Genomic DNA, 12,149 nt, shown 5'->3' with positions numbered 1-12,149 from the left:
ACGGAGCCAACGGAGCCAACGGAGCCAACGGAGCCAACGGAGCCAACGGAGCCAACGGAGCCAACGGAGCCAACGCCAGAAGCTAACGCTGGTGGTAAGAAAACTAAAGCTAAATAAGGCGAACCCATGCTGGAACTGGATCAGGTGAAGCATCACTGCAACATTGAACCGGAGTTCACAGAGGATGATGATTGGCTAGAAGCCAGAATCAAAGCCAGTAAACGCTTTGTCGAGAACTACACCCGCCGCATGTTGTTCGATCAAGCCAGCGATGAGGGGTATTCAGAAGAGGATGGGTTGCTTTATGGCGAAGATATTGAAACCGCCATGCTGCTACTGATCGGACACTGGTACACCAACCGAGAGGCCACGGTCATTGGTGTTACATCAAAGCAGCTTGAGTTTACGGTCGATTCTCTGTTGCAGCCTTATAGGATTTACGGCGTATGAAAGCAGGCAAACTTCGATACCGTGTGACTATTCAAAAACGAGCATCAGGTACACTTCCCTCTGGTCAACCGGTGACTGACTGGGAGACATTATTGTCTGTCAGAGCGGATATTACTGATATCTCGGGTCGGGAGCTTGTGTCCTCCGGCGCTGAACTGTCGGAAACCACCGTCAGGATCTGGATGCGCCGTTATCCCGCCTTTCCTGTGACGTCAGCTAATCGAATCTTGCATGAGCCACCGACCGGAACCGGTGAAATTTATGACATTGTATCGGTGATTGGCGGCGAAAATAACACACGACTTGAACTGCTATGCAAAAGAGGGGTGAAAACGTGATTGATGCCCATCTCGACTTCTCCGGCATGCTGGATCTGGATAGAGAGCTGGAGTTGCTCAGTAAGGCCGAGAGTCGCACGGTTTTGCGGCAGGCTGTTCGGGCCGGTGCGGCTGTTATTCAGGCTGAAGCACGAAACCGTGCACCAGAGCGTACCGGCAAACTGAAACGCAACATCATTATCGCCAATGGTAAAGGGGATGCGACACAGGCCAGTGCCGGTATCCGCGTCAGGGGAACTAACCCATCCGGTACCAACAGTGACAACACCAAGAAAGCGATCCGCAGTAATAACTCGTTTTATTGGCGCTTTGTGGAGTTGGGCACCTCTAATATGGCCGCTATTCCGTTTATGCGTCCGGCTTTTGATGCCAAAACCGATGAGGCGGCACGGGTTACGATTGACCGAGCAATTCAGGCCATTGATGAGGTATTGGCAAAATGACCGAAGCTGATGTTTACCCCTTAATCAAGCACTTGGCAGGTGGGCAGGTATACCCCTATATTGCCCCTCAGAAACCTGATGGCAGCGGTCCGGCCATATTACCGCCTTGGGTGGTGTTTTCGCTTCCATCAGATGTGACTGATGATGTGATAGACGGACAATCAGCCACCGCATCGATGCTTCAAATTGATGTCTACGCCAGAACCATTGACGAGGCTCGCGCCATTCGTCACGAAGTGAGGGCGCTTATTAGGCCACTTTCACCGGTTCAGATGAATGAAATCACCCACTTTGAATCAGACACCTCCCTTTTCCGCGCCCTGCTTGAAGTTCAGGTGTGGGAATAACCCCCAAGAAAGTCACCAGCCGCCTACGGGCGGTTTTTTTATGTCTGGAGAAAAATATGACCAGTATTTATGAAAAAACGCAGGGCACGAAAATTTATGTTTCGGCTGGCGTGACGACTCAGCCTTTACCAACAGGATCTGTTGTGTGGTTGTCTGCGGCTTGTGCTACCAAAGAGATCAGTTTCACTGGTGGACAAAAAGCGGATATCGACGTCACCACGCTGTGTTCTGAAGAACAGGAAATGACGAATGGTTTACCTGCACCATCAGAAATGACCATTTCGCGCAACTGGAGTCCGGACGAAGAGGCCCAATATTCGCTCTATGAAGCCTACGAAACCGACACACTTCGCTCTATCAAGGTCGTCTTCCCCAGCGGCAATGGTTATGCCTATCTTGCCGAAGTGCGTCAGAACAGTTGGAGTGCTGGCACATCCGGCGTGGTGTCTGCGTCATTCACCCTGCGCATTAAAGGTAAACCGGTTCGCATTGCTGCCACTGAGGTTCCTGTGACCAGCGTCACCTTAAACAAATCGACCGCCGCTGTTGAGGTGGGTGATACCGGCGTGTTAATCCCGACATTCTTACCGGCTAATGCCACCAACAAAACCGGCACCTTTATTTCATCTGCGCCTGCGATTGTGAGCGTTGATCCGGTAACGGGTCAGTATGAAGGGCTGGATGATGGCGCGGCCATTGTCACCTTTACCACTGCGGATGGCGGCTTTACTGCAACCTGTAACTTTACTGTGACTGAGGCCGGATAATCATGGCTAAAAAGGATTTACGAGCGCTGGCTATTGCGCCCCGCGCAGGGTTTCGACATAAAACGGTGGTCGTTCCTGAATGGGATGGCACCACGGTGATACTGCGAGAACCCTCTTCGGGTGCTTGGCTACGTTGGCGAGAGGTGGCGGTAAAAGGCGAGGCGAACCCAGATGAAGCGGTAAAAGCCTCGATTGAGGACCAGATCACCAACAATATTCTCTCAGATGTCACATTGTTTGTTGATGTGTTGCTTGATGAGAGTGGTCTTCAGGCGTTTTCTAATGAAGATATTCCCCTTGTCGCTGAAAGTTATGGGCCGGTGCATGCTCGCTTGCTTAAAGAAGCGCTCAGCCTCAGTAAGCAGGATATTGAAACTGCCGAAAAAAAGTAAATGCGCCGGGTATGTCTTTTCTCATGTCGTTGGCATTGCGGCTGGGGCGAACCCTGCATGAACTTGAAACCACCATGACCGCGCGTGAGTTGGCGCTGTGGATTGAGTTTGATGCGGGTAGCCCAATTGGGGATCGGCGTGGGGATATCCATGCCGCACAAATAGCCAGTGCGGTATATCGGTCGCAGGGCAGTAATGTCGGCCTTGAAGATTTATTGCTGCAATGGAAAGAACCGGAAGAGACAGAAGAAGATACCGCTGCTTTGGAATCTTTCTTTGAATCCCTCATGACATAACCCGCTTCGGCGGGTTTTTTATTGGTACTGATATGGCAACCTTACGTGAACTCATCGTCAAAATCACGGCTAACTCGTCCTCTTATCAAACGGAGATGGCCCGAGCCTCACGTATGGGGGCTGAATATTATAAAACCATGGAGGGCGGTTCGCGTAAGGCAGAAGCGGCGACACGCCAGAGCAAACGTGCATTAGCAGAACTGAATAACGAATTGGTCACGGTGAAAGAGTCGGCCAGTGGCATGGTGGGCATGTTTGCCGGGGCATTTGCGGTGGGTAGCCTGATCAGCACGGCTGACCAATACGGGCAAATATCATCCCGTATCAAAATGGCAACCGGCTCACAAGAGGAATATAACAGCGTTCAGCAACGCCTGATGGAGATCAGCGACCGCACTTATAAAAGCATTGAGGAACAATCCGAGCTGTATATTCGCAGCGCCAACTCGATGAAAGAGCTGGGTTTCTCCACGGCCAGTACGATTGATTTTATCGATTCAATTTCCAGCGCATTAACCATTAACGCCGCCAGCGCTGAAAAGGGCGAAAGCGCGATTAATGCACTGTCTAAATCCATGGTAAATGGCAAGGTGGCAGGTGATCAGTGGCATGCCGTCATGGAGATTATGCCGACCGTTATTGGTGATATTGCCCGTTATTTGGGGACCACTGAGCTTGAAGTGAAAAAACTTGGCGCGGCTGGAAAGTTATCAATGGATACCTTTTCCAAGGCAGTGATCGCTGCAAAAGACCGTAATGCCGAACTTGCCGAGGCTATGCCGACCACGGTCGGGGATGCCATCACTAAGCTGTCAAACCATTGGAAAGCCTATATTGGTGATGCCAATAGTGCAATGGGTGTGACGGCGGCGATCTCCGGCGTGATTGGTACCGCTGCGGATAATATCGATGTGCTTGTTGCAGCCGGTACCGGCTTAGTGGGACTTGGATTAGCGCGTTATTTTGGTGGATTGGCCAGTAGCGTTACCAGCGCAACCGGTAATCTCATTACCGCAACACGCTCACAACTTGCTTTGGCTGCGGCGCAGGTTGAAGGTGTTCAGGCGTCATTGTTACAGATCCGGACAGAGCGAGAATCGGCGGTTGCCGCACAGCGTTCGTTGGTCGCTCAGTTACAGTTGGCGCAAACCGAAAAGGCCCGAGCAACCATTCGTGCACAACTGGCGGTTAACTCTGCTGCAGTAGCCGCCGCATCCCGCGCAGAAGCGGCAGCAACGGATGCCCTTACCGAAGCACAAAAACGGTTGAATGTTGCCTCCGGACTGGCGAGTAAGGCGCTGGGCTTAATTGGTGGTCCCGTTGGGGCCGCAATGTTGGCAGCCGGCGCAGTTTATTATTTCTATGAGAAATCAGAACAAGCCAAACGTTCAGCGACAGAGTTAGCGGGGGGCGTGGGTGGACTGATTGATAAAATGCGGGAAATGGGGAATGTTCAGTTAGCGGCAGAGATCGGCAAGCTGAACAACTCATTACCGGCACTTTCTTCTGTTGTTGCTGACGCGCAAAAGAATTACGACAAAGCGACAGAAGCCGTTGAGCGAAATCGCCGACAGGTTTATTTATGGGGAGAAGGTTCAACCATTGGGAAGCAAGCCAATGAAGAACTGAATATCTCTCTGAATAATCAGGCGATAGCGCTCAAAGAGTTGACGGATGCGCAGGACAATAAAAGTCGTGCGGTCAATGGGGCTAATGTTCTGAGTGCTCAGTTAAATGATACGCTTAAACAGGGTGTCGGCATCCTCAAGGTGGAGCAGCTAGAGTTGGGTGTGGCTGCTGGAATAATGGCTCACTTTTCCAACTCTATCAATGTCGCTACCCAAGCCAAAACCGCCTTTAACTCAACTAGTCTGATTCTTCCTGTTAGCGAAGAGCTTAAAAACGCGCAAAAGGTGCAGGACGATAAACTTAGAATATTAAAGTTATCTGGGCGTGAGCAAGCGACAGAAATCGCCAGACAAGAAGCTGAACGGCTCAAAATTACTGATCCGAAAGAGGTATCGAAATTCGTCAGCGGCGAACTCAGAAACTACGATCAGTCTGAGCAGAACAAAGCGAATGAGCAGGCGAAAAGCAAAGCGGCCAGTGCGACAAAAACGGCTGAAAGCGCAACCAAAGCCTATGAACAAGCCATTGCCAATCTGAATAAAGAAATTCAGGTTGAGTCAGTTCGACTCAAACAAGGTGAAGCTGCCGCGTCATTATTTGCTGCATCCATTGAAACCGGGGCGAAATATACCGATGGCCAACGCGCTGAACTGGAACGGCTGAATAAAACCCTCGCAGAGTCAAAGCAGCGCTGGGAAGATCATAATGCAGCGATTGCGTCAGACCCTTACCGCAGCGCCGCTGAGTCACAACGTCAGGCACAGGAGCAGCTACAACGGCAGATTGCCGGGGGTGAGATACAAAGCGCCGAGGAACTTTCCCGCCGTAAACAACAGATCCACACGGACTATCTGACGGCGCTGGTCGACGCTAACCAACGTTACGCCGTCAGTGCCAATGATGAGTTAGCCGGTAACGTCGATCCGGTGCAAAACCTCAGTAACCAACTGGCAAAGCGTCAGGCACTTATCGAGACTTATGCGGCGGCAGGCGTTATCACTGAACAGCGAAAAAACCAGCTTATTCTTGCTTCCGAGACGGAAACCCGCGAACAGCAGTATCAGGCATCATTGCAATTATTCGCCTCGCAAGGCGATATGCAACGCATGGCTGTTGATCTGTTTCAGGACTCACAAGACCGACTCTCTAATATGCTGACGGGGCTAGTAAATGGCACGCAGTCCACGAAAGAGGCGATGTCTAATTTATTTGCCTCACTGTCTCAATCGATTATCAAAAACCTTATTGATATGGCAGCGCAAGCCCTGATCACCAGTACGATCATGCAGACGATTACGGGTGTCTCTGGCGGGTTGTTAGGTGGATTCATGGGCGGCGCAAGTGGCGCGGCAGGGTCTGCCAGTAATGCATTCTCGGGCGGCGCTTATAGCGGGTTGTCATTTAATGCCAAGGGTGGTGTTTATGATTCACCCAGCTTAAGCGCCTATAGCGGTCAGGTTGTTAGTTCACCGACCTTTTTTGCTTTTGCAAAAGGGGCTGGCGTCATGGGCGAGGCGGGGCCAGAGGCGATTATGCCGCTCACCCGCTCTGCAGATGGTTCGTTGGGTGTCAGGGCGGTCAGTAGCAATATGCCGACTAGTTCTGCTGGTTCAGCAGCGCCACAGGTTTATATCACCATCGATGGCAACGGCAACACCTCCACACAAAGCAGCCAAGGCATGGAGCAGTTTGGCGCGGAGATCGGCGCATTTGTTGATAGTCGCTACAAAGTGCTGATGGCTAAAGATTTGGGACCAAATGGCACACTAACAAATCGAATCAGGGGGCGCAGATGATCAGGGAGTTTGAATATTGTCCGCGCATAAATCCGGTCGGAGACATCACAACCCGAACTCGAGAGTTGCAGCTAGGGGATGGGTATACACAGCGGTCCGGCGATGGACTCAATGAAGAGGATCAAAGCTGGCCGCTTTCGTTCGTGGGTGAACTCGACTACATCACACAGATACGGCAATTTTTGCGAGAACATAAAGGCTACAAGGCTTTTCAGTGGCGAAACCCCATGGGGGAGTTGGGTCTGTATTGTTGCCAAAAGCAGCAGGTGAAAGCCTCGGGGAAAAACGCAGCCGGAAAGCCCATGTTTGAACTCTCCGCAACATTCATTATTGCTTACCATCCATAGGAATTCATCGTGTTAAACACTGACTTACAGATGTTGGAACCGGGCAGTAAAGTATTGCTGTTCGAAGTGGACTGCACCGAGTTTGACGGCCCACAGCTTTATTTCCATAACCATTCCATCCCTTATAGCGAGGCCGATCTGGAGGCCGCAGGCGGCAACCCTGATTTATTGCCAGTGAAGTCAATCTGGTGGCAGGGGCGCGAATATAAGCCGTGGCCGACTGCGATAGAGGGAATGGAAGTGACCAGTGACGGCAACGCATCAACACCAACACTGACGGTCGGTAATCTGGATGGAACGATTACGGCGTTATGTCTGGCTTATCAAAATCTGGTATTAGCGCAGGTAAAAGTACACACCACGTTTTCTCATTACCTCGATGCCAGAAACTTTCCGGAAGGAAACCCAGAAGCGAATCCAGATGAAGAGAAACTCGAAGTTTGGTATATCGACAGCAAGAGCTATGAGGATAACGAGCAGATCCAATTTGCGTTATCCAGTCCTGCAGACTTGCAGGGCATTATGCTACCCACTCGTCAGATCCACTCTCTTTGTACTTGGTGCATGCGCAATCAATATCGTGGGGCGTCATGCGGATATACCGGTACCGCTTATTTTGATGAAGACGGCAACCCAACGGACGACCCCAGTAAAGATAAATGCTCTGGGCTTCTTTCAACGGGCTGTGAAACACGCTTCGGAAAAGGTAAGCCGCTCCCGTTCGGTGGCTTTCCCGGCTCTGCGTTGATAAAGAGGTAGTCATGCGTAAACATATTATTACTGCGTTGCTGGCTCACGCCAAAGACGCTTATCCCGCCGAATGCTGTGGGCTGGTGGTACAAATCGACCGCAAGCAGGTTTACGTACGTTGTGCCAACACCGCGCCAGAGTCGGGTGAGCAGTTTCGTATTGATCCGGCTGAATATGTAGCAGCGGAGGAAAGCGGGACGATTATTGCCATTGCTCATAGCCATCCAGACGCCACAACTCAACCCTCGCAGTTAGATATTGCGCAGTGTGACGTGTCACAAATGCCGTGGATAATTGCCAGTTGGCCAGAGGGGGATATTCGCCAGATTATGCCGAGCGAGGGAATAAAACCCCTCAAGGGGAGGCCGTTTGTCCATGGGATATGGGATTGTTATGCCATCGTGCGGGACTGGTACCGGCTTGAACGTGATATTACCTTGCCTAATTTTGAGCGGTCCGATGGCTGGTGGGATCGCGGTGAAAACCTGTATATGAAGCATTATGCTGATGCTGGTTTTTATGCCCACACAGAGCCATTAGAGGTGGGGGATGTCATACTGATGCAGTACAAAGCGAATGAACCGAATCATGCGGGTGTTTATCTTGGCGATGGCAAAATGATACACCATCGCTATGGTTCACTGAGTGAAATTGTCCCTTATGGTGGTTACTGGCTTGATCGCACTATTAAGGTGTTGCGGTACCAAATACCAGAGTAAATGCTATCATTCGGTTTTCTGCATGGAGACGCACGGATGAAAAAATTGTTCCTTTTGGTAACTATGGCTACGTTTTTGACAGGTTGTGAAACAACACCACAGCAATTAAGAAGTGGTAAGCCAGCTGCAACATTCGAATCAAATAAACATGCTGATATATTAGCCCCATGCTTTATTAAAAACTTTGAAGAAAGAACTTATGCAGGCGCACCAGTTGTAACGTCAGTAAAACCTTTAACAAATGGGTTAACTATATCTATAGTAGATAATTATGAGTTTATTGATGTTGTAAATAGTAACTCAATGACTAAAGTCACTTTATATTCTGCGATTTTTAATAAACCAACTGCATGGCGATCGCAATCTAGAACTAATGAAGTCATTAGTGACATAAAAAGTTGCCTATGACTCCAACTATAATAAGAACCCGCTTCGGCGGGTTTTTTATTGGAGGTAACATGTCAGAAGTAAAAACAATTCGTTTATATGGTCAACTAAAACAATTTACAGAAAATAAAGATGGAATATTTCGTTTTGCCGCCAGTTCAACACAGGAAGCGATTAAAGCCTGCTGTATATTATTGCCGGGATTTGAGCGATTTCTTAACGAAGCAAAGGACAAGGGGCTTACTTTCGCCATTTTCAAAGGTAAGCGAAATATAACTAAAGACGAACTGGAATTTAATATAGGTGATGAGGAAATAAAAATAGCCCCAATAATTATTGGTAGTAAAAAGGCTGGGTTATTTCAAACTATACTAGGCGCTGTTTTGATAGCTGCTGCTGTATTTGCTGGACCCGGTGGGATTGGGGCAGCATTTGCGGCAAAAGGATTAGTCGGCATGACAGCGATGATGGGAGCATCCTTGGCTCTAGGTGGAATGGTTCAAATGCTCTCACCTCAGCAAGGTGGGCTGGCAATGCGCGAATCACCTGATAATAAACCGTCTTACGCATTTGGTGGGCCGGTTAACTCTATTGCTCAGGGTAATCCAGTGCCACTGGGGTACGGTAAGCGCCGGATAGGTGGCGCGTTAATATCCGCAGGCATCCACGCCGAAGACCAACAATGATAATTAGCTTATTCACATAACCCGCTTCGGCGGGTTTTTTTATGCCCGGAGAAAAGATAATGTCTAAAGGCGGATCGTCTAACACCCGCACACCGGTAGAATCTCCAGATTCACTGCAATCCACATCCTATGCAAAATTACTCTTTGCGCTTGGCGAGGGAGAGTGGGAAGGTGGGCTAGATGGTACAAATATTTTCCTTGATGGTACCCCCATCAAAAACCCAGACGGCTCTATTAACTTCCCCGGCGTTCAGTATGAATTCCGTTCCGGTACCCCAGATCAAACTCACATTCCCGGCATTCCAGATATTGAGAATGAAACAGCGATCGGCCTCGAGCTGACTAGTCAAACACCGTTTGTTCGTGCTGTTACCAATACTCAATTATCAGCGGTCAGGTTTAGATTCTCATGGTCTGCGCTACAGCGTCAGTTAGATGATGGTGATGTTGTTGGTTATCGAATTGAATATGCAGTTGATGTGGCAACAGATGGCGGCGCTTATCAGCAAGTATTGACCTCTGCAGTGGACGGCAAGACGACAACAAAATATGAGCGCAGCCACCGCATTGATTTACCCGATGCCACTACTGGCTGGCAGATCCGTATTCGCCGTATTACCGCCAATTCAACGAGCAATATGATTGCGGATAAAATGGTGATCGATGCCATTACTGAAGTTATTGACGCAAAGTTGCGCTACCCCGAAACCGCTTTATTGTTCATTCAGTTTGATGCTAGCCAGTTCCAAAATATCCCAGTGGTTTCCTCTGAACCAAAGATGAGGATCGTCCGTATTCCATCTAACTATGACCCTGCCACTCGGAGTTATTCAGGCATATGGGATGGCTCTTTTAAGTGGGCTTGGACGGATAACCCTGCATGGATTTACTACGATGTTTTAGTGAGTGATCGGTTTGGTTTAGGTCAGCGTATAAAAGCGGCCAATCTTTATTATACAAAATTAGATTTATATCAGATTGCTCAATATTGTGATCAGCTTGTTCCTGATGGGCGGGGCGGTAACGGCACTGAACCTCGATTCACTTGTAATATCTATATCCAAGCTCAGGCCGAAGCATGGACGCTTATTAATGACATGGGGGCTATATTCCGTGGCATGACCTTCTGGGCCAATAATCAGATGAACGTTCTGGCCGATATGCCCCGTGATATGGATTATGCAATCACCCGCGCTAATGTGAAGGATGGAAAATTTACCTACAGCAGCGCCAGTGAAAAAACACATTATAGCCATGCGTTCGTGTCGTGGTCTGATCCAGCCAATGGTTATCAAGATGCGATTGAGCCTGTATCTGAGATTGCGCTAGTTCGCCGGTTTGGTGTGAAACAGGCCGATGTTACTGCTATCGGTTGCACTCGACAAACTGAGGCGATTCGGCGCGGAAAGTGGGTTCTACACACCAATGATGCGGATCGGTCTGTATCGTTCACTGTTGGTCTGGATGGGAAAATACCTCTGCCCGGCTATATTGTGGGAATTGCCGATGAAATGGTTGCCGGTCGTCCTCTTGGGGGACGGATAAGCAAGGTTAACGGTCGCAACATTACACTCGATAGAGTTTCTTCCGCTGCAGTGGGCGAACGACTCATTGTGAATCTTCCTACCGGAAAGAGCGAGGGGAGAACGATTCAAACTGTTGCGGGGAAAGTTATTACTGTCACAACGGCATTTAGCGTAACACCTGTTCCCCAATCGGTTTGGGCCATTGATGCTAGTGATCTAGCTTTACAGCTTTTTCGTGTTACGGGCATTACAGAGGGGAGCGATGGGGTATCTTACGACATCACGGCTATTGAGTATGACCCGAATAAATTTGCCCGTATCGATACCGGGGCCAGAATTGAAGATCGGCCAATCAGCGTCATTCCTCCTGGTGTTCAGCCGCCACCAACAAATGTTGTTATTGATAGTTTCTCTGCTCTTTCTCAAGGGCTGGCCATAACTACCTTGCGTGTTACATGGGAACCAGCAGCCAGCGCAATAGCGTACGAGGCCGAGTGGCGACGTGATAACGGAAACTGGATATCAGCCCCGCGCACATCAGCTCAAGGATTTCAAGTTGAAGGGATTTATGCGGGACAATATCAGGCTCGTGTTCGTGCTATTAACCCCTCTGAGATATCCAGTATCTGGGCGAACGCGCAGGAAACCACATTAAACGGCAAAGAGGGGAATCCTCCTATGCCTGTGGGCTTTTCGGCTACCGGCATTCTCTTTGGTATAACCCTTAACTGGGGTTATCCGGAAGGGGCCGAAGATGCGTTAAAAACTGAGATTGAATATAGCCTGTCTGCTGATGGCACCGATGCTATGTTGCTGAGTGATGTGCCGCACCCGCAACGGAACTACACGATGCAGGGCTTAAGGGCGGGGCAAGTGTTCTGGTTCCGTGCTCGAATTGTAGATAAATCCGGTAATCAGTCACCCTGGATTGATTGGGTCCGTGGCATGTCCAGCACTGATACGAGTGTGATCCTTGAGTTTGTGGGTAATGATTTCATCACAAACACCGTGGCAGGACAGCAACTGCTTAACGATGACTTTATGAATGCCGAGGCCATTCTCGAAACAGCAAACGCCAATAACGCCAGTATTCGGCAGCAGTGGGCGCAGTATGGTGAGAATAAAGCGGGGATTATTGAGTTGTGGACGACTCAGGCTGATGCGGCCAGAGCATTTGCAGAATATCAGTTGGTAGTGACCGCGACTTTTGAAGATCAGACAGCGGCTATTGGTCAAAAAATGACGGCAGTTGTTGATGCTGATGGCGCAAGTGCTA

Annotated in this window: 14 protein-coding genes; all 14 read left to right on the top strand. The window is 49.5% G+C overall.

What is annotated here, in order from left to right:
- Nucleotides 1-126: 126 nt before the first annotated feature.
- Entirely contained in the window at nucleotides 127-450 is a 324-nt protein-coding gene (locus BN68_RS08420) for a head-tail connector protein (protein WP_019210732.1), read from the top strand.
- Nucleotides 447-788, top strand: a complete 342-nt coding sequence (locus BN68_RS08415; protein WP_019210731.1) for a phage head closure protein — start codon at nucleotides 447-449, stop codon at nucleotides 786-788. Before BN68_RS08420 ends, BN68_RS08415 begins: the two co-directional genes overlap by 4 nt.
- Nucleotides 785-1,231 carry an HK97-gp10 family putative phage morphogenesis protein gene (locus tag BN68_RS08410; protein WP_019210730.1) on the top strand — a complete coding sequence of 149 codons (447 nt, stop codon included), beginning with the start codon at nucleotides 785-787 and terminating at the stop codon, nucleotides 1,229-1,231. Before BN68_RS08415 ends, BN68_RS08410 begins: the two co-directional genes overlap by 4 nt.
- On the top strand, nucleotides 1,228-1,578 hold the full coding sequence (gene gp17, locus BN68_RS08405) for a tail completion protein gp17 (RefSeq protein ID WP_019210729.1): 351 nt from the start codon (nucleotides 1,228-1,230) through the stop codon (nucleotides 1,576-1,578). The genes BN68_RS08410 and gp17 overlap by 4 nt, the downstream gene beginning before the upstream one ends.
- Before the next feature lie 56 nt (nucleotides 1,579-1,634).
- A complete protein-coding gene (locus BN68_RS24585; protein WP_019210728.1) occupies nucleotides 1,635-2,345 on the top strand; it encodes an Ig-like domain-containing protein in 711 nt (236 codons plus the stop codon).
- A gap of 2 nt (nucleotides 2,346-2,347) precedes the next feature.
- Nucleotides 2,348-2,737: a phage tail assembly chaperone gene (locus BN68_RS08395; protein ID WP_019210727.1), complete on the top strand. Its 390-nt coding sequence runs from the start codon at nucleotides 2,348-2,350 to the stop codon at nucleotides 2,735-2,737.
- 23 nt (nucleotides 2,738-2,760) lie between these two features.
- A complete protein-coding gene (locus BN68_RS08390; RefSeq protein WP_051144542.1) occupies nucleotides 2,761-3,033 on the top strand; it encodes a phage tail assembly protein T in 273 nt (90 codons plus the stop codon).
- A gap of 32 nt (nucleotides 3,034-3,065) precedes the next feature.
- Complete coding sequence (locus tag BN68_RS08385) at nucleotides 3,066-6,458, top strand: tape measure protein (protein ID WP_019210725.1); 3,393 nt, start codon at nucleotides 3,066-3,068, stop codon at nucleotides 6,456-6,458.
- Nucleotides 6,455-6,805: a phage tail protein gene (locus BN68_RS08380; RefSeq protein ID WP_019210724.1), complete on the top strand. Its 351-nt coding sequence runs from the start codon at nucleotides 6,455-6,457 to the stop codon at nucleotides 6,803-6,805. The genes BN68_RS08385 and BN68_RS08380 overlap by 4 nt, the downstream gene beginning before the upstream one ends.
- A gap of 6 nt (nucleotides 6,806-6,811) precedes the next feature.
- Nucleotides 6,812-7,564 carry a phage minor tail protein L gene (locus tag BN68_RS08375; protein ID WP_042806435.1) on the top strand — a complete coding sequence of 251 codons (753 nt, stop codon included), beginning with the start codon at nucleotides 6,812-6,814 and terminating at the stop codon, nucleotides 7,562-7,564.
- Between the two features lie 2 nt (nucleotides 7,565-7,566).
- Nucleotides 7,567-8,274 (top strand): C40 family peptidase, encoded by a 708-nt coding sequence (locus tag BN68_RS08370; RefSeq protein ID WP_019210722.1) that lies wholly within the window; start codon nucleotides 7,567-7,569, stop codon nucleotides 8,272-8,274.
- A gap of 36 nt (nucleotides 8,275-8,310) precedes the next feature.
- Nucleotides 8,311-8,682 (top strand): hypothetical protein, encoded by a 372-nt coding sequence (locus tag BN68_RS08365; RefSeq protein WP_019210721.1) that lies wholly within the window; start codon nucleotides 8,311-8,313, stop codon nucleotides 8,680-8,682.
- A gap of 50 nt (nucleotides 8,683-8,732) precedes the next feature.
- Nucleotides 8,733-9,347, top strand: coding sequence for a tail assembly protein (locus BN68_RS08360; protein WP_019210720.1), 615 nt, complete (start codon nucleotides 8,733-8,735; stop codon nucleotides 9,345-9,347).
- 59 nt (nucleotides 9,348-9,406) lie between these two features.
- A partial coding sequence (locus BN68_RS08355) for a host specificity protein J (protein ID WP_019210719.1) occupies nucleotides 9,407-12,149 on the top strand: 2,743 nt, incomplete at its 3' end.

The organism is Yersinia massiliensis CCUG 53443 (assembly GCF_000312485.1).
Classification (GTDB): domain Bacteria; phylum Pseudomonadota; class Gammaproteobacteria; order Enterobacterales; family Enterobacteriaceae; genus Yersinia; species Yersinia massiliensis.
The sequence above is the reverse complement of the archived record's forward strand: the minus strand, read 5'-3'. Positions and strand labels throughout refer to the sequence as shown.

Excerpts from the sequence above, each read along its gene's own strand:
- BN68_RS08420 (WP_019210732.1), top strand. The coding sequence starts at position 127 with ATGCTGGAACTGGATCAGGTGAAGCATCACTGCAACATTGAACCGGAG.
- BN68_RS08415 (WP_019210731.1), top strand. The coding sequence starts at position 447 with ATGAAAGCAGGCAAACTTCGATACCGTGTGACTATTCAAAAACGAGCA.
- gp17 (WP_019210729.1), top strand. The coding sequence starts at position 1,228 with ATGACCGAAGCTGATGTTTACCCCTTAATCAAGCACTTGGCAGGTGGG.
- BN68_RS24585 (WP_019210728.1), top strand. The coding sequence starts at position 1,635 with ATGACCAGTATTTATGAAAAAACGCAGGGCACGAAAATTTATGTTTCG.
- BN68_RS08395 (WP_019210727.1), top strand. The coding sequence starts at position 2,348 with ATGGCTAAAAAGGATTTACGAGCGCTGGCTATTGCGCCCCGCGCAGGG.
- BN68_RS08390 (WP_051144542.1), top strand. The coding sequence starts at position 2,761 with ATGTCGTTGGCATTGCGGCTGGGGCGAACCCTGCATGAACTTGAAACC.
- BN68_RS08385 (WP_019210725.1), top strand. The coding sequence starts at position 3,066 with ATGGCAACCTTACGTGAACTCATCGTCAAAATCACGGCTAACTCGTCC.
- BN68_RS08380 (WP_019210724.1), top strand. The coding sequence starts at position 6,455 with ATGATCAGGGAGTTTGAATATTGTCCGCGCATAAATCCGGTCGGAGAC.
- BN68_RS08370 (WP_019210722.1), top strand. The coding sequence starts at position 7,567 with ATGCGTAAACATATTATTACTGCGTTGCTGGCTCACGCCAAAGACGCT.
- BN68_RS08365 (WP_019210721.1), top strand. The coding sequence starts at position 8,311 with ATGAAAAAATTGTTCCTTTTGGTAACTATGGCTACGTTTTTGACAGGT.
- BN68_RS08360 (WP_019210720.1), top strand. The coding sequence starts at position 8,733 with ATGTCAGAAGTAAAAACAATTCGTTTATATGGTCAACTAAAACAATTT.